This window comes from Streptococcus sp. CM6 (assembly GCF_000526095.1).
GTDB lineage: Bacteria > Bacillota > Bacilli > Lactobacillales > Streptococcaceae > Streptococcus > Streptococcus oralis_BW.
The window spans coordinates 111,183-128,758 of record NZ_JATS01000018.1 but is presented as its reverse complement, the minus strand read 5'-3'; the positions used below and the strand labels follow the sequence as shown (position 1 = coordinate 128,758).

General features: G+C 42.1%; 17 protein-coding genes and 1 tRNA gene. 14 read left to right on the top strand and 4 right to left on the bottom strand.

Annotation, left to right across the window (positions count from 1 at the left end):
* The first annotated feature begins 58 nt into the window (after positions 1-58).
* From HMPREF1516_RS05200 to HMPREF1516_RS05170, 7 genes are all read left to right on the top strand, one after another.
* On the top strand, positions 59-577 hold the full coding sequence (locus HMPREF1516_RS05200) for a Dps family protein (RefSeq protein ID WP_000229898.1): 519 nt from the start codon (positions 59-61) through the stop codon (positions 575-577).
* Between the two features lie 210 nt (positions 578-787).
* Positions 788-1,126: a zinc ribbon domain-containing protein YjdM gene (locus HMPREF1516_RS05195; RefSeq protein WP_001061600.1), complete on the top strand. Its 339-nt coding sequence runs from the start codon at positions 788-790 to the stop codon at positions 1,124-1,126.
* A gap of 2 nt (positions 1,127-1,128) precedes the next feature.
* On the top strand, positions 1,129-1,752 hold the full coding sequence (locus tag HMPREF1516_RS05190; protein ID WP_033605959.1) for a Pr6Pr family membrane protein: 624 nt from the start codon (positions 1,129-1,131) through the stop codon (positions 1,750-1,752).
* 112 nt (positions 1,753-1,864) lie between these two features.
* The gene (locus HMPREF1516_RS05185; RefSeq protein ID WP_000816262.1) at positions 1,865-3,007 is read left to right on the top strand and encodes an MFS transporter; all 1,143 of its coding nucleotides are present in this window, start codon (positions 1,865-1,867) and stop codon (positions 3,005-3,007) included.
* A gap of 99 nt (positions 3,008-3,106) precedes the next feature.
* Complete coding sequence (gene truA / locus HMPREF1516_RS05180; protein WP_033605957.1) at positions 3,107-3,856, top strand: tRNA pseudouridine(38-40) synthase TruA; 750 nt, start codon at positions 3,107-3,109, stop codon at positions 3,854-3,856.
* Positions 3,846-4,619 (top strand): bifunctional hydroxymethylpyrimidine kinase/phosphomethylpyrimidine kinase, encoded by a 774-nt coding sequence (locus HMPREF1516_RS05175; RefSeq protein WP_000794762.1) that lies wholly within the window; start codon positions 3,846-3,848, stop codon positions 4,617-4,619. Before truA ends, HMPREF1516_RS05175 begins: the two co-directional genes overlap by 11 nt.
* Positions 4,597-5,058 (top strand): ECF transporter S component, encoded by a 462-nt coding sequence (locus HMPREF1516_RS05170; RefSeq protein WP_000814965.1) that lies wholly within the window; start codon positions 4,597-4,599, stop codon positions 5,056-5,058. The genes HMPREF1516_RS05175 and HMPREF1516_RS05170 overlap by 23 nt, the downstream gene beginning before the upstream one ends.
* 102 nt (positions 5,059-5,160) lie before the next feature.
* Here HMPREF1516_RS05170 and HMPREF1516_RS05165 read toward each other — a convergent pair whose 3' ends face one another.
* The 4 genes from HMPREF1516_RS05165 to HMPREF1516_RS05150 all read right to left on the bottom strand — a co-directional run bounded on the left by HMPREF1516_RS05165 (position 5,161) and on the right by HMPREF1516_RS05150 (position 9,911).
* On the bottom strand, positions 5,161-6,243 hold the full coding sequence (locus tag HMPREF1516_RS05165) for a M24 family metallopeptidase (protein ID WP_000040923.1): 1,083 nt from the start codon (positions 6,241-6,243) through the stop codon (positions 5,161-5,163).
* Between the two features lie 127 nt (positions 6,244-6,370).
* Positions 6,371-7,153 carry a lipid II isoglutaminyl synthase subunit GatD gene (gatD, locus tag HMPREF1516_RS05160; RefSeq protein ID WP_033605955.1) on the bottom strand — a complete coding sequence of 261 codons (783 nt, stop codon included), beginning with the start codon at positions 7,151-7,153 and terminating at the stop codon, positions 6,371-6,373.
* On the bottom strand, positions 7,153-8,496 hold the full coding sequence (gene murT, locus HMPREF1516_RS05155) for a lipid II isoglutaminyl synthase subunit MurT (protein ID WP_000770021.1): 1,344 nt from the start codon (positions 8,494-8,496) through the stop codon (positions 7,153-7,155). The genes gatD and murT overlap by 1 nt, the downstream gene beginning before the upstream one ends.
* 98 nt (positions 8,497-8,594) lie before the next feature.
* Complete coding sequence (locus HMPREF1516_RS05150) at positions 8,595-9,911, bottom strand: FAD-containing oxidoreductase (protein WP_000958902.1); 1,317 nt, start codon at positions 9,909-9,911, stop codon at positions 8,595-8,597.
* A gap of 340 nt (positions 9,912-10,251) precedes the next feature.
* Between HMPREF1516_RS05150 and HMPREF1516_RS05145 the strand changes: the two genes are divergently transcribed.
* The 7 genes from HMPREF1516_RS05145 (at position 10,252) to vex3 (ending at position 17,478) form a co-directional block, all read left to right on the top strand.
* Positions 10,252-11,808, top strand: coding sequence for a DEAD/DEAH box helicase (locus HMPREF1516_RS05145; protein WP_000671071.1), 1,557 nt, complete (start codon positions 10,252-10,254; stop codon positions 11,806-11,808).
* A gap of 282 nt (positions 11,809-12,090) precedes the next feature.
* Positions 12,091-12,879, top strand: coding sequence for a GTP-sensing pleiotropic transcriptional regulator CodY (codY, locus tag HMPREF1516_RS05140; protein WP_033605952.1), 789 nt, complete (start codon positions 12,091-12,093; stop codon positions 12,877-12,879).
* Complete coding sequence (locus tag HMPREF1516_RS05135; RefSeq protein ID WP_001029642.1) at positions 12,879-13,454, top strand: cysteine hydrolase family protein; 576 nt, start codon at positions 12,879-12,881, stop codon at positions 13,452-13,454. Before codY ends, HMPREF1516_RS05135 begins: the two co-directional genes overlap by 1 nt.
* 80 nt (positions 13,455-13,534) lie before the next feature.
* Positions 13,535-13,620, top strand: a tRNA-Leu gene (locus HMPREF1516_RS05130).
* Positions 13,621-13,996: 376 nt separating this feature from the next.
* Entirely contained in the window at positions 13,997-15,274 is a 1,278-nt protein-coding gene (locus HMPREF1516_RS05125; protein ID WP_001068251.1) for an ABC transporter permease, read from the top strand.
* Between the two features lie 126 nt (positions 15,275-15,400).
* Positions 15,401-16,048, top strand: coding sequence for an ABC transporter ATP-binding subunit Vex2 (gene vex2 / locus HMPREF1516_RS05115; protein ID WP_000173738.1), 648 nt, complete (start codon positions 15,401-15,403; stop codon positions 16,046-16,048).
* 50 nt (positions 16,049-16,098) lie between these two features.
* Positions 16,099-17,478 carry an ABC transporter permease subunit Vex3 gene (gene vex3, locus HMPREF1516_RS05110; protein WP_000903009.1) on the top strand — a complete coding sequence of 460 codons (1,380 nt, stop codon included), beginning with the start codon at positions 16,099-16,101 and terminating at the stop codon, positions 17,476-17,478.
* Positions 17,479-17,576 lie beyond the last annotated feature (98 nt).

The following is a 17,576-nucleotide window of genomic DNA, read 5'->3' as shown; positions in this document are numbered from 1 at the left end:
ATACTTATACTGTAACCACTAATAAGGTGGTTATAAAAAAAGAAAAGAGGTAAGAAATATGGTTGAATTGAAAAAAGAAGCAGTAAAAGACGTTACAACATTATCTAAAACAGCGCCAGTAGCATTGGCAAAAACAAGGGAAGTATTGAACCAAGCAGTAGCGGATTTGTATGTGGCTCACATTGCCCTTCACCAAGTTCACTGGTATATGCGTGGTCGTGGCTTCATGGTATGGCATCCAAAAATGGATGAATACATGGACAGTCTTGATGGCTATCTTGACGAAATCAGCGAACGTTTGATCACCCTTGGTGGCAAACCTTACTCAACTTTGACAGAATTCCTTCAACACAGTGAAATCGAAGAAGAAGAAGGAGAATTCCGTAATGTTGAAGAAAGCTTGGAACGTGTTCTAGCGATTTACCGCTACCTCATCGCTCTTTTCCAAAAAGCTTTGGATGTGACAGATGAAGAAGGCGATGATGTTACAAACGATATCTTTGTTGGTGCTAAGGCTGAACTTGAGAAAACAGTTTGGATGGTTGCAGCAGAACTTGGACAAGCTCCTGGTTTGTAAGATATAGTTGCTACCCCTTTTATCATGAGGTGCTTGATAAGTGCCCATGACCAATCATCTTTTAAAAGTCATGTAACTGTAAAAAGTGCATGACTTTTTTTGTCTGCTGGACTTAGGACACATTGTCAAAAGTAGGATTTTACGGTATAATAGTTGCTGTTCGAGAAATTTTGATTTTCAAAGAATAGTGAAATGTTATAAGGAGAACCTATGAACAATTTACCAAATTGCCCAAAATGTAATTCAGAATATGTCTATGAAGACGGAAGCCTCTTGGTATGCCCAGAGTGTGCCTATGAATGGAACCCTGCTGAAGTTGCAGAAGTAGAAGAAGGTGTTGTCGCTATTGATGCAAACGGAAATAAATTGGCTGACGGTGATACTGTAACCTTAATCAAGGACTTGAAAGTAAAAGGTGCGCCAAAGGATTTGAAACAAGGAACTCGTGTTAAAAATATCCGTATCGTAGAAGGTGACCACAACATTGACTGTAAAATTGATGGTTTTGGAGCCATGAAACTCAAGTCAGAATTTGTTAAGAAAATCTAGCCATGAAACTGAATTATAAATTTATCTTTTATAGTCGTGTACTTTTGTTCTTAGCGGCATTTACAGGAGTTTATTTAGAAATTACCAAGCACGGTGGCTTTGGTATGCTCCTTTACTACACAGTGTTGTCCAATCTTTTGGTAACGATTTTCACGGGTTATCTGCTCCGTGTGATGAGCCGTTCAGGTGAAAATTGGCAAAGTCCGACCTTGATTCGTCTCAAGGGTGGCGTTACCATGAGTATCATGATTACCTGTGTGATTTACCATTTTATGCTTGCTCCGATTGCGACAGACTTTTACCGTGTGGAAAATTTCCTTTGCCACTATATCGTTCCACTCTGGTTTTTAGCCGACACCCTCTTCTTTGATAAACAGGGTCAATACAAGATCTGGGATCCAGTCTTGTGGACCATCTTGCCCTTGGTTTATATGATTTTTGCCTTGTTTAACGGCCTGGTCTTGAAGCTCAATATTCCGAATTCCAAGGACAATCCCTTCCCTTATTTCTTTTTAAATGTGAACAAGGGTTGGGACGTGGTTATCAAATGGTGTTTGATCATTTTTGCGGCTTATATGGTTGCAGGCTTCATCTTCTATCTGATTAAGCAAATCAAGCGAAAATAGTCTTCCTATTAGGAAAGTTAGGACGGAGTCTCTAGTTCAATCGGGCTCCTTCTTTTCTTGCCATCTTCCTTTTAAAAGGATCAACAGTGAGAAATATACAGAAAGAAAATCCATGAAACAATATTTAGAACGGGCTAGTATTTTGGCCCTCTCCCTCGTTTTGATTACCTCCTTTTCCATCTCAAGTGCTCTGCCAGCCATGTTTGACTACTATCAAGGCTACCCCAAGGAACAAATCGAGCTCCTGGTCAGTCTTCCTTCTTTTGGGATCATGATTATGCTGGTTTTAAATGGGTTTTTGGAGCGGTTGTTTCCTGAGCGACTTCAGATTAGTCTAGGACTTCTCATCCTTTCTATCGGTGGAACAGCCCCCTTCTGGTATCAGGAGTACAACTTTGTCTTTGCGATGCGAATTTTATTTGGCTTGGGTGTTGGAATGATCAATGCCAAGGCCATTTCCATCATCAGCGAACGCTATCATGGAAAGACACGGATCCAGATGCTGGGTCTTCGTGGATCAGCAGAAGTTGTCGGGGCATCGATTTTGACTCTAGTGGTAGGTCAACTCTTATCCTTGGGATGGACAGTGACCTTCTTGGCCTACAGTGCGGGATTTTTAGTATTGATCCTTTATCTGCTCTTTGTTCCTTATGGGAAAGAAACAAAGAAAAAAGAGGCTGAAACGACTCGTTTGACAGGACAGATGAAAGGATTAATTTTTCTATTGGCTGTCGAAGCAGCAGTTGTTGTCTGCACCAATACAGCTATCACCATACGCATTCCTAGTCTGATGGTGGAAAGAGGTCTAGGGGATGCCCAGTTATCGAGCTTGGTTTTAAGTATCATGCAGTTGATTGGTATCTTGGCAGGTGTGAGTTTTTCTTTCTTTATCTCTCTGTTTAAAGAAAGGTTGCTCCTTTGGTCAGGTATCACCTTTGGATTGGGGCAGATTGTGATTGCCTTGTCTCCGTCATTGGGTGTGATGGTAGTTGGAAGTGTTGTGGCAGGTTTTTCCTACAGTGTGGCCTTGACCACTGTCTTTCAGCTTCTTTCTGAAAGAATCCCAGCCAAGCTCCTCAATCAAGCAACTTCATTTGCGGTTTTAGGATGTAGTTTTGGAGCCTTCACGACACCTTTCATTCTTGGGGCGATTGGCTTGGTGACTCAAAACGGTATGTTAGTCTTCACTATTTTAGGATGTTGGTTGATTGTCACTTCTATCTTTGTTATGTACGCACTTCAAAAAAGAGCTTAGGATTGGTTTCCTAAGTTTTTCTTTTTGGGAATTTTGTACCCAGACAATTATTGGTTTTTAAACTTGTTTACACTTTTATTTCCTGATAAAATAGAAGTTATGACAAGATATAAAGCAACTATTTCTTATGACGGTTACGCCTTTGCTGGTTTTCAGCGCCAACCTCATGCACGGAGCGTTCAAGAGGAAATCGAAAAAACCTTAACGAGACTCAATAAGGGACAAGCCATCACTGTTCACGGTGCTGGTAGGACGGATAGTGGGGTCCATGCTCTGGGACAGGTTATTCATTTTGACCTGCCCTATCAGATGGATGAGAAAAAACTCCGTTTTGCTCTGGATACTCAGTCTCCAGAAGATATCGATGTGATTTCAATTGAGATCGTGGCAGATGATTTTCACTGTCGTTACGCTAAGCATAGCAAGACCTATGAGTTTATCGTGGATAGGGGTCGTCCTAAAAATCCTATGCGTCGTCACTACGCTACTCACTTTCCCTATCTTCTCGATGTGGAGCGGATGCAGATGGCCATCAAAAAGCTAGAGGGAACTCATGATTTCACCGGTTTTACAGCGTCTGGGACCAGTGTAGAAGATAAGGTTCGCACCATCACAGAAGCTAGTTTAACAGTCAATGAGACAGGCCAATTTTTGACCTTTACCTTTTCAGGAAATGGATTCTTGTATAAGCAGATTCGCAATATGGTGGGAACACTGCTCAAAATCGGAAATAATCGAATGCCAGTTGAGCAGATTGACTTGATCTTGGAAAAAAAAGACAGACAGCTTGCAGGTCCAACGGCTGCACCGAATGGTTTGTATTTAAAGGAGATTCGATATGAAGAATAATCGTATTTTAGCCCTTTCTGGGAATGATATTTTTAGTGGAGGTGGTTTGTCAGCTGATTTGGCTACCTATACCTTGAACGGCTTGCATGGCTTTGTAGCTGTCACTTGTTTGACGGCCTTGACCGAAAAGGGCTTTGAAGTCTTCCCTACGGATGATACTATTTTCCAACATGAATTAGATAGCTTGCGTGATGTCGAGTTTGCAGGGATTAAGATTGGTCTTCTCCCTACTGTCAGTGTGGCTGAGAAAGCCTTGAACTTTATCAAGCAACGTCCAGGAGTGCCTGTGGTATTGGACCCCGTCTTGGTCTGCAAGGAAACGCACGACGTGGCTGTTAGTGAGCTCTGCCAAGAGTTGATTCGTTTTTTCCCTCATGTCAGTGTGATTACGCCAAATCTTCCTGAAGCAGAATTATTGGCTGGTCAGGAAATTAAAACATTGGAAGACATGAAAGCTACAGCGCAGAAATTGCATGATTTAGGAGCGCCAGCAGTCATTATCAAGGGAGGCAATCGCCTCAGTCAGGACAAGGCAGTGGATGTCTTTTATGATGGACAAACTTTCACTGTTCTAGAAAACCCAGTCATTCAAGGCCAAAATGCTGGTGCAGGTTGTACCTTTGCCTCAAGCATTGCCAGTCACTTGGTTAAAGGGGATGAACTTTTACCAGCAGTAGAGAGCTCGAAAGCTTTCGTTTACCGTGCTATTGCACAAGCAGATCAATATGGAGTAAGACAATATGAAGCAAACCAAAACAACTAAAATCGCCCTTGTATCTCTATTAACCGCCCTTTCTGTGGTTCTAGGTTATTTCTTAAAAATCCCGACACCAACAGGTATTCTAACTCTCTTAGATGCGGGTATCTTCTTTGCGGCCTTCTACTTTGGTAGTAAAGAGGGGGCTGTCGTTGGAGGTCTAGCAGGTTTCTTGATTGACCTCTTATCAGGCTACCCTCAGTGGATGTTCTTTAGCTTGATCAACCATGGCTTGCAGGGATTTTTCGCAGGATTTAAAGGGAGATCTCAGTGGTTAGGACTTATCTTGGCAACGATTGTCATGGTAGGGGGCTATGCCTTGGGTTCAACTTGGATGAATGGCTGGGCGGCAGCCCTACCAGAAATCCTACCAAACTTCCTGCAAAATATCGTGGGTATGGTTGTAGGGTTTGTGCTTAGTCAGAGTATTAAGAAAATTAAGTAAAGCGGCTGGAGAAAAGTTTTAAAAATCAGAAAAACGCATAATATCAAGTGTTGAAAAGCCTTGATATTATGCGTTTTATTGTGGGAAGATTTTCGAAGAATATTAATCAAAATAAAGCAAATCTTTGCTAGTGCTTGTAAAGAGGTCAAAGCCATCCTTAGTAACAACACCACAGTCTTCGATACGAACGCCGACTTTACCAGGGATATAGATACCAGGTTCAACAGAGAAGCACATGCCTTCTTCGATGACCATGTCATTTCCTTCCATGATAGATGGGAATTCGTGGACATCCATACCGATACCGTGACCGAGACGGTGGTTGAAGTACTCACCGTAACCAGCTTTTTCGATGACTTCACGGGCAGCGCGGTCCACTTCATGTGCAGTCACCCCCGGTTTGATAAAGTCAAGGGCAGCTTGTTGGGCTTCAAGGGTCAAGTTGTAAATATCTTTCTTGAATTGGTCTGGTTTGCCGACAGCGACTGTACGAGTCATATCTGATGCGTAGCCATTGACCATAACACCCAGGTCAAAGAGGAGAAGGGCGTCTTTTTCGACCTTGTTTGCACCAGGAATTCCGTGTGGATTTGCAGCATTATCACCAGTCAAGACCATGGTATCAAAACTCATTTCATAGCCTTCACGCTTTAAGGCAAAGTCGATTTGGGCGATGATATCTGTCTCTGTTTTATCAAGAGAGATATTGTCAAAACCAACTTTTACAGCTTTATCAGCATAGAGACCTGCAACCATCATTTTTTGGACTTCATCGGCTGATTTGATGAGGCGCATGCGTTGGATGCGAGGAGTGAGGTTTTCAAACTCAGCAGTTTCAAAAACTGTTTTCAAACCATGGTATTTGGTCAAGATGAGATTGTCAAACTCAACAGCGACACGTTTGAAGTCGTGCTGTGGTAAGGCATTTTTGATTTTTTGCCATGGATTTTCAGAATCCACATAGCCCACAACTGGGAAAGATACAGTGCTGCTTGCACGTTCCACTTCAAGGGCTGGGACAAAGAGGAGGGGGTCCTGATCTGCTAGGACAAAAAGGAACATTTGGCGTTCATGAGGATCACTGTAAAAGCCAGTGAGGTAATTGATAGTGACGGGGTCAGATACGACAGCGACGTCTAGTTTTTCTGATTCAAGATATGTTACGATTTGTTGTAATTTAGACATATGCTACCTTCTTTCTACCCCTCTATTTTGGCAAAAAAAGAGATAAAATGCAAGAGAGAAGGGTAAAAGAACAGGCAAAAAGAACTCCGACAAGATAGTGGAGTTCTTTTATCTAATTTTCCTTAGTTTAAGAAAAGTCAGCCTTGCTTTTCACGTCACGGTATTCTTCAGCGATTTCTTGGCTGAGAATGTCCTCATAGGCAGGGAGTTGGATGTCCTGACCGTATTTTTTCTTGAGAGCAGTAGTGACTAGGCGATAAGCCAGATTGGCATTACGAGAGAGGATAGGTCCGTGGAAGTAGGAACCAAAGACATTCTTATAATGAACCCCTTCGCCAATCTTTTCTTCGTTATTTCCATTTCCATAGACAACCTGACCCAGTGGTTTTTGGTCATCAGAAAGGAAGGTACGTCCCTGGTGATTTTCAAAGCCATAGTAGGTTTCATCAAAATCTTCATTGTGAATTTTGATGTCACCAATAAAGCGGTTGTTGGTTTGGTTGAGAGTATAATGTCCCATGACACCTAGCCCTTCTATGCGTTTCCCTGAAGCTTCAACATAATATTGACCCAATAGTTGGAAACCACCACAGATGGCTAGAACCACTCCGTCGTTTTGGATGTAGTTGTCAATGCTTTCTTTTTTAGCAGGTAGATCGCCTGCGATGATGCTTTGTTCAAAGTCTTGACCACCACCGAAAAAGGCGATATCGTAGTGATTTTCGTCAAAGTCATCATGGAGAGAAACGATATCAACTGTTACATGTGCCCCCAGTTTTTCAGCTACATACTTGAGCATGAGGATGTTTCCATTGTCCCCGTAGGTATTCATGAGGTTTCCATAGAGGTGGGCGATGTTGAGCTGATAAGGGTAGTTGCCAGCTTTTGAGGAAAGTGAAGTATAAACCATTAGTTCATCTCCTTTCTAACAATCTGACGACTAGCCAGCAGTTCGCGGAATTCAAGCATAGCAGTATAGGTTGCTAGGATATAGGCATGCTTACAATCTTGGTTCTCAATGGTTTTGAGAACTTGTTCCAGACTGCTTGTCTCAGTGATTTTATCAGCTGGGTAGCCAGTCACTCGAAGACGGCGTGCAATTTCAGAATGACGAACACCACCAGCGTTGATTTCAGGAATGTCCATGTCAGTGATTTGTTCAAAGTCCGCATCCCAGATCCAGCTAGTATCAATCCCATCAGCATAGTTGGCATTAAGGAGGACAGATAGGCTAAATGGATAAGGAGCTAGTTTGATCATCTCGATAGCTTGGGTCGCGCCAACAGGATTTTTAATCAAGACAAGGGTGCATTCCTTGTCACCGATATGGAAGGTCTCCTGGCGTCCAAAGACAGCACGGCTCTTGTCAAATCCTTGCTTAATCCGTTGCGAATCAGCCCCGAGAAAACGAGCGATGGCAACCGCAGCAAGAGCATTGTAAATATTGTAGAGTCCACCGATTTGAATACCGTATTCTTGTCCGTCGATGACAAAGCGAGAGCGATTGTTGGTCAACTCAACCAGTTCTGTCAGACGGTAGTCCAAGTCAGGACGTTTGCAACCACAATTTTCACAGATATAGGCCCCCAAGTTGGCATAAGTATTGAGTTCATATTTTAGGATGCCTTGACAGTCAGGGCAGAGAATCCCTTCGGTATTATAGTGAGCCAGTTTGGCAGGTCCTTTTTCCAAGTCAAAACCAAAATACTCTACAGGATTTGGAATAGCTGGCTTGTAGAAAAGTGGACTGTCACCATTGAGGAGAACAGTAGCCGTAGGCACCTTACGAATGGCATCCAAAATCATCTTATAAGTCGTGTAAATCTCACCATAGCGGTCCATCTGGTCACGGAAGATATTAGTGATGACAAAAAGGCTAGGATGGATATAGTCACAGATACGAGAAAGACTGGCTTCGTCAATTTCAAGGACTGCAATATTTTTTCCAGTTTTAGAGGATTTGGCCGTCAAGAAGGTTGTCGTAATCCCTGTAATCATATTGGCACCGCTTTGATTAGTCAGAACCCGACCATAAACCTCTTTTAAAATGCCGACAGTGAGGGCAGTTGTCAGGGTTTTCCCGTTGGTTCCAGTGACCACGACAATCTCGTAGTTCTTAGCTAGGTTTTGTAAAATATCTTTATCGAATTGAAGGGCGAGTTTTCCTGGGAGCGTACTTCCTCGGCCAAGACGGCTCAAGATGAAGTGAGAAGAACGCCCAGCTAGGAGGCCCAAAGTAGTTTTTAATTTCATGTTTCTATTATATCATAAAAGAGAGAAAAGATAGATTTGAGATTTCGCAGAAACAAAAACAGCCCAAAGAGGGCTGTGAGATAAGATAAGACTTCAACTTAAATCGCAAACAAGTCATTCAAGTTCTCAGCCAAGGTTGGGTGAGTGAAGATTTGTTTTGTGAAGTAAGTGTAAGGGATCTTGTTGTCCATAGCAACAGTGATGATGTTGATGATTTCTTGAGAACCTTCTGAGAAGATAGTTGCACCGAGAATCTCTTTTGTTTCAGTATTGACAACAGCTTTGAAGGCTCCGCGAAGGTCTCCATTTACGTGACCACGAGGCATAGTAGCAACAGGGATTTCCTTAACAGCGTAAGGGAGTTTCAAATCAGCTGCTTGGCTTTCCATCAAGCCAACTTGAGAAAGAGCTGGTGTGATGAACATGGTGTTTGGTACATTGAGACGGTCTTCAAGTGTGTAGCTGCCATCTCCAGCAAGGTAGCTGTAGACAACACGGAAGTCATCAAGTGAAATGTAGGTGAATTGAAGTCCACCATTGACGTCTCCAACTGCAAAGACACCAGGAACGTTTGTTTGGCAGTGTTTGTCGACCTTGATAGCACCACGCTCCGTTAGTTCAATATCTGTATTTTCAAGTTGAAGTGGTTCTACATTCGGTTTACGTCCAGTTGCGTAGAGAAGGGCATCGAAACGGTAAGTTTCCTTTTCAGTTACGACGAGGACTTGATCACCGTCGTTTTTGATTTCAGTAGTATGGATGTTTTGAAGCAATTCAATACCGTCTTCTTCCATGTATTGTTTAGCAAGAGCTGCGATGGAAGGTTCTGCACGAGGAAGGAATGTATCCAAGGCATCTAGGACTGTGACTTTGCTACCAAGTTTGTTGTAGAGTCCAGCAAATTCAAGACCGATGTTTCCACCACCAAGGACTCCAAGTTTTTCAGGCAATTTGTCCAAGTTTTGGATACCTGTTGAGTCAAAGACATTTTTACTTGTAGCAAGTCCAGGAATTGGCAAGACGTTTGAAACAGCGCCAGTGTTGATGACGATTGTTTCAGCAGTCATTTCTTGTTTTTCGTCACCAGCCTGGATCTCGATCACCTTATTTGACACGAAATGTGCCTCTGCATCAATGACATCAACGCCATTATCGGCCAACATTTTATAATTCTTAGCGTTAAGACGACCAGTCACCGCACCACGCTCTTTCATGGTATCGTCAAATGACCAACCCTTTTCAGCCGCTACAATCATAGTCTTGGTTGGGATACAAGCAATATTAATGCAAGTACCACCATACATCGCTTTACTGCGCTCGATGACAGCAACTTTTTTTCCAGCCGCATTCATCTTAGCAGCCAAAGTCTTACCAGCCTTACCAAATCCAATAACAATTAAATCGTATGTTAACATTTTTTAATCCTCCTGTTTGATTTCATTCTAGCACAAGAAAAAAACTTTTGCACAAATCTGCTACGGGAAAAAATATTGGACTAAAATAGTCTAACGAAAGCTTTCGGGAATCAAGTTCAAAAAATAGAAAAATCGTTTACATGATTTTCCTTAAAGATTCTACTATCTTTTACCCCGTTCTTGTGTTATACTAGATAGGTTGCAAAGAAACTAGTACTTTTCTTTCGTGGAAAAGAAGCAACACGGTATCTCGTTTTTGTAGAAGATACGTCATGAAAAGAAAAGTATGAACTAAAGCCCTATAGGGTGGCTTCGCACCACCTTTAGAAAGAAGAATAACGTGAAATTTAATGAATTTAACTTGTCTGCTGAATTGCTAGCAGAGATTGAAAAAGCTGGATTTGTAGAAGCAAGTCCTATTCAAGAGCAGACCATCCCCTTGGCTCTTGAGGGAAAAGACGTTATCGGTCAAGCACAGACTGGTACAGGAAAAACTGCAGCCTTTGGCTTGCCAACTCTTGAAAAAATCCGTACAGAAGAAGCGACCATCCAAGCCTTGGTCATCGCTCCAACTCGTGAACTCGCTGTTCAAAGCCAAGAAGAACTCTTCCGCTTTGGCCGTAGCAAGGGAGTGAAAGTTCGCTCAGTTTACGGTGGTTCCAGCATTGAAAAACAAATCAAGGCCCTCAAATCAGGTGCCCATATCGTTGTAGGAACACCAGGCCGTCTCTTGGACTTGATCAAACGCAAGGCTTTGAAATTGCACGATATTGAAACCCTCATCCTTGATGAAGCAGATGAAATGCTCAACATGGGCTTTCTTGAAGACATCGAAGCTATTATCTCGCGTGTCCCTGACAGTCGTCAAACCTTACTCTTTTCAGCAACCATGCCAGATGCTATCAAGCGTATCGGTGTTCAGTTTATGAAAGAGCCTGAGCATGTCAAGATTGCTGCCAAAGAATTGACAACAGAGCTGGTGGACCAGTACTATATCCGAGTTAAGGAGCAAGAAAAATTTGACACTATGACTCGTCTCATGGATGTGGAACAGCCTGAACTTGCTATCGTATTTGGTCGTACCAAACGTCGTGTGGATGAATTGACTCGTGGACTTAAAATCCGTGGCTTCCGTGCAGAAGGTATTCATGGTGATTTGGACCAAAACAAACGTCTTCGTGTCCTACGTGATTTTAAAAATGGGAATCTCGATGTTCTAGTTGCGACGGACGTTGCAGCGCGTGGTTTGGATATCTCAGGTGTGACCCATGTCTACAACTACGATATTCCACAAGATCCTGAAAGTTACGTTCACCGTATCGGTCGTACAGGTCGTGCTGGTAAGTCAGGTCAGTCTATTACTTTCGTAGCTCCAAACGAAATGGGCTACCTTCAAATTATTGAAAACTTGACTAAGAAACGCATGAAAGGTCTCAAACCTGCAAGTGCAGAAGAAGCCTTCCAAGCTAAGAAACAAGTAGCTCTCAAGAAAATCGAACGTGATTTTGCAGATGAAACCATTCGTGGCAACTTTGAGAAATTTGCTAAGGATGCTCGTAAGTTAGCAGCAGAATTTAGTCCAGAAGAATTGGCTATGTATATCTTGAGTCTGACAGTCCAAGATCCAGACAGTCTTCCTGAAGTGGAGATTGCGCGTGAAAAACCACTGCCGTTCAAACCGTCAGGAAATGGACGTTCTGGAGGTAATCGTGGACGCGACAATCGTCGAGGAGATAACCGTCGTGGTGGTCGCCGTGATGACTTCAAGAAAGGCAACCGCGGGAACGATCGTTTTGATAAAGACAGACGTTACCGTAATAAAGACAATAAGAAACCTCACAACACTTCAAGTGAAAAGAAAACAGGCTTTGTTATTCGTAACAAAGGAGACAAATAGGAAAAAGCGATTCATATTGTGAATCGCTTTTATATATAAGGAGACCAAGGGTAAAAGAAGATGGTGATAGTAAAGGATAGGTGAAACGGAAAGGGATTTACCATATCATCTTCTTATAATGTTATAGTAACAAAAAATAATTCAGCTGTCAACACAAAAGATCTTATTTTTCTAAAATATTTTTGCTGTTCAAAATTGCAATTAAATAAGCAATTTTCAGATAATAATTGAAAATTCACGCTCTTTATGTTATAATGGTAGCGATTAAATGCGAGGTAAAAAATGGCACACTTATTAGAAAAAACAAGAAAAATTACTTCTATTTTGAAACGCTCAGAGGAGCAACTTCAAGATGAACTTCCCTATAATGCGATTACACGCCAGTTGGCAGATATTATTGATTGTAACGCTTGTATTGTGAATAGCAAGGGGCGCCTTTTAGGCTACTTCATGCGTTATAAAACGAATACAGATCGTGTAGAGCAGTTTTTTCAAACTAAGATTTTTCCAGATGATTATATTCAAGGTGCAAACATGATCTATGATACGGAAGCCAACCTTCCTGTTGAACATGATTTGACAATTTTCCCTGTAGAGAGCCGTGCGGATTTTCCAGATGGTTTGACGACCATTGCTCCGATTCATGTATCAGGGATTCGCCTAGGTTCGTTGATCATTTGGCGCAATGATAAGAAATTTGAAGATGAAGATTTGATTCTTGTTGAGATTGCGAGCACGGTGGTAGGGATTCAACTCTTGAACTTCCAACGTGAAGAGGATGAGAAAAATATTCGCCGTCGTACTGCTGTTACCATGGCGGTTAATACCCTTTCCTATTCAGAACTTCGTGCCGTATCAGCTATTTTAGCTGAATTGGATGGAAATGAAGGACAGTTGACTGCATCTGTTATTGCAGACCGTATTGGCATTACACGCTCGGTGATTGTCAATGCGCTTCGTAAACTGGAGTCAGCAGGAATTATTGAGAGCCGTTCACTCGGAATGAAGGGGACTTATCTCAAAGTTCTAATTGCTGATATTTTTGAGGAAGTGAAAAAGAGGGACTACTAATGGCAAAGGCTTTAATCTCAATTGACTATACAGAGGATTTCGTAGCAGACCATGGAAAGCTGACTGCAGGGGCACCTGCTCAAGCCATATCAGAGGCAATTAATCGAGTAACCAGATTAGCTTTTGATCGTGGGGACTATATCTTTTTCACCATTGATGCCCATGAAGAGAAGGATACATTCCACCCAGAAAGCAAGCTCTTTCCGCCACACAACATCATCGGGACTAGTGGCCGTAACCTCTATGGCCCCCTAGCTGGCTTTTATGCTGAGCATGAGGCGGATAGTCGCGTCTTTTGGATAGACAAGCGTCACTATTCAGCATTTTCAGGTACGGACCTAGATATCCGCTTGCGAGAACGTCGTGTAGATACAGTCATTTTGACCGGTGTACTGACTGACATTTGCGTTCTTCATACGGCTATTGATGCCTATAATTTAGGTTATCAAATCGAGATTGTCAAGCCTGCAGTTGCCTCTATTTGGCCAGAAAATCATCAGTTTGCTCTTGGTCATTTTAAGAACACTTTGGGAGCCAAGTTGCTGGATGAAAATCTGGCTGAAATCCAAGAATAATTCCCTTGGAAAAATGAAAAAAATCTGAAAAAAGTGTTGACAAAGATTTTGAAAGTTGATATACTAGTAAAGTAATCGACGCGGGGATGGCGGAATTGGCAGACGCGCAGGACTAAGGATCCTGTGACCGCTTTAGGTCGTGAGGGTTCAAGTCCCTCTCTCCGCATAGGATAAGAGTTAGCTTTGGCTAGCTCTTTTTGTTTTTACAAAGAAGACTAGAGGCTACGTTTCGTATCTCGAAAAATATTGGCATCAAGAACAGTCATTGTATCAGAACATTTAAACTGAGTTTTCCATTTCATTCTATCAAGAATTTTCTCAGACACAAGTCAGAAAATGAAGAACTTAGGAAATGGAAAATGCTAAGCTGAAAGACGGTTCCAGCATTTATAAAATGGAGTATATTTTTGATTGGTAAAACGCATTCTATATGAGAAAAGTTAGCGTTCGCTAGCTTTTTTGTTTTTTTCAAAAATTTTTTTGATTTCATAAACATTTCATATTTGGATTTTATAATAGTCTTACAAATATGGAGGTGACAAATGAATCCAATCCAAAGAGCTTGGGCTTATGTCAGCAGAAAACGACTGAGAAGTTTTATTTTATTTCTGATTTTATTTGTCCTTTTGGCAGGAATTTCAGCCTGTTTGACTCTGATGAAGTCCAACAAAACAGTAGAAAGCAATCTTTACAAATCACTCAATACATCTTTTTCTATCAAAAAGATAGAAAATGGACAGACCTTCAAGTTGTCTGACCTAGCATCCGTGAGCAAGATTAAGGGACTGGAAAATGTCTCTCCTGAACTCGAAACGGTCGCAAAACTGAAAGACAAGGAAGCGGTGAGTGGTGAGCAGAGCGTAGAACGTGATGATTTGTCAGCCGCGGACAAGAACTTGGTTAGCTTAACGGCTCTTGAAGATTCATCCAAGGATGTCACCTTTACCAGTTCGGCTTTCAATTTAAAAGAAGGGCGACACCTTCAAAAAGGAGACTCCAAGAAAATCCTCATCCACGAAGAGTTGGCTAAGAAGAACGGTCTTTCGCTTCATGACAAGATTGGCTTGGATGCTGGTCAGTCCGAAGCTGGAAAAGGGCAAACAGTTGAATTTGAAATTGTCGGCATCTTTTCTGGTAAAAAACAAGAAAAGTTCACAGGTTTGTCTTCCGACTTCAGTGAAAACCAGGTCTTTACAGACTATGAAAGTAGCCAAACGCTTCTGGGAAATAGTGAACCGCAAGTCAGTGCAGCGCGCTTCTATGTAGAAAATCCTAAGGAAATGGACGGACTCATGAAGCAGGTGGAAAACTTGGCTTTAGAAAGTCAAGGTTACCAAGTTGAGAAGGAAAACAAGGCCTTTGAACAAATCAAAGACTCAGTTGCAACCTTCCAAACCTTCCTCACCATCTTCCTTTATGGGATGTTGATAGCAGGAGCAGGATCTTTGATTTTGGTCTTGTCTCTCTGGTTGAGAGAAAGAGTCTACGAAGTGGGAATTTTACTCGCACTTGGAAAAAGCAAGATCTCAATCTTCCTACAATTCTGTTTAGAGGTAGTTTTGGTATCAATCGGAGCTTTGCTTCCAGCATTTGTTGCAGGAAATGCCATCACATCCTATCTGCTCCAAACTGTACTAGCCAGTGGAGATCAGGCAAGCTTACAAGACACGCTGGCCAAAGCAAGCGGTCTATCAACCAGTCTCCTATCCTTTGCAGAATCCTATGTCTTTCTGCTCCTGATTGGTTGCTTGTCTGTAGCCCTTTGTTTCGTATTTCTATTCAGAAAATCGCCGAAAGAAATTTTATCATCTATTAGTTAATACTCTTCGAAAATCTCTTTAAACCGTGTCAGTCTTATCTGCAACCTCAAAGCTGTGCTTTGAGCAACCTGCGGTTAGCTTCCTAGTTTAATCTTTGATTTTCATTGAGTATAAGAAGGAGAAATCATGACTTTATTACAATTGCAAGATGTTACCTACCGTTATAAGAACACTGCTGAAGCAGTTTTATATCAGATCAAGTATAATTTTGAACCCGGGAAATTTTATAGTATCATTGGTGAGTCAGGAGCAGGGAAATCCACTCTCTTGTCCCTACTGGCTGGTCTAGATAGTCCTGTTGAAGGTTCTATCCTTTTCCAAGGAGAGGACATTCGAAATAAGGGGTATTCTTACCATCGTATGCATCATATTTCCCTGGTCTTTCAAAATTATAACTTGATAGATTATCTTTCTCCGCTGGAAAATATCCGCTTGGTCAACAAAAAGGCAAGCAAGGATACGCTTCTTGAGCTTGGTTTGGATGAAAGTCAGATCAAGCGGAATGTTCTCCAGTTATCAGGTGGTCAACAGCAACGTGTAGCCATCGCTCGCAGTTTAGTCTCAGAAGCTCCGGTTATTCTAGCTGATGAGCCAACAGGAAATCTGGACCCTAAAACTGCCGGAGATATTATCGAACTGCTCAAATCACTTGCCCAGAAAACAGGTAAATGTGTGATCGTCGTCACCCACAGTAAAGAAGTGGCACAAGCGTCAGATATTACACTTGAATTGAAGAATAAGAAACTAACTGAAACTCGCAATACTACAAAATAAGATGAGCTTGTTTTGATAGAATTATTAAATCAAATCTAGAAAGGGAACCTATGTTACACAACGCATTTGCCTATGTTACAAGGAAGTTTTTCAAATCGATTGTTATCTTCCTGATTATTCTCCTCATGACGAGCTTGAGTTTGGTCGGCTTGTCGATCAAGGGAGCTACAGCCAAGGCTTCTCAGGAGACCTTTAAAAATATCACCAATAGCTTCTCCATGCAAATCAATCGTCGCGTCAATCAAGGAACGCCACGTGGTTCTGGGAATATCAAGGGTGAGGATATCAAAAAAATCACCGAAAACAAGGCCATCGAGTCTTATGTTAAACGCATCAATGCTATCGGAGATTTGACTGGATATGACCTGATTGAAACGCCAGAAACCAAGAAAAATCTCACTGCAGACCGTGCCAAACGGTTTGGAAGCAGTTTGATGATTACAGGTGTTAATGACTCCTCAAAAGAAGATAAGTTTGTCTCTGGCTCGTATAAGCTGGTTGAAGGTGAGCACCTAACCAACGACGACAAAGACAAGATCCTCATGCACAAGGACTTGGCTGCTAAACACGGCTGGAAAGTCGGAGATAAGGTCAAACTAGACTCCAATATCTACGATGCAGACAATGAAAAAGGAGCCAAGGAAACAGTTGAAGTGACAATCAAGGGACTCTTTGATGGTCACAATAAGTCAGCAGTAACCTACTCACAAGAACTCTATGAAAATACAGCTATCACAGACATTCACACTGCTGCAAAACTTTATGGATACACAGAAGACACAGCTATTTATGGGGATGCAACCTTCTTTGTAACAGCAGACAAGAACTTGGATGACGTCATGAAAGAGTTGAATGGTATCAGTGGTATCAACTGGAAGAGCTACACACTTGTAAAGAGTTCCTCTAACTACCCAGCTCTAGAGCAATCCATCTCTGGTATGTACAAGATGGCCAACCTCCTCTTCTGGGGTAGCTTGAGCTTCTCAGTTCTTCTCCTTGCACTCTTGCTCAGCCTTTGGATCAATGCTCGTCGCAAGGAAGTGGGGATCCTCCTCTCTATCGGTCTCAAGCAGGCAAGTATCTTGGGGCAATTCATCACCGAATCGATCTTGATTGCCATCCCTGCTCTCGTTTCTGCTTACTTCCTAGCCAACTACACAGCTCGTGCCATCGGAAATACTGTTCTTGCCAATGTCACTTCAGGTGTTGCCAAGCAAGCCAGCAAGGCTGCTCAAGCCTCTAACCTTGGTGGTGGTGCTGAAGTAGATGGCTTTAGCAAGACCTTGTCGAGCCTAGATATTTCTATTCAGACATCAGACTTTATCATCGTCTTTGTCCTTGCCTTGGTTCTAGTGGTTCTCGTCATGGCGCTTGCCTCAAGCAATCTCCTCAGAAAACAACCAAAAGAGCTCTTGCTCGATAGCGAATAAAAAACTTGCTACCTATTCTCCCCTAAATGGGGTATAATATAGGTAGCATTTTTATCTATTTCATCTTGATAATACTCTTCGAAAATCAAATTCAAACC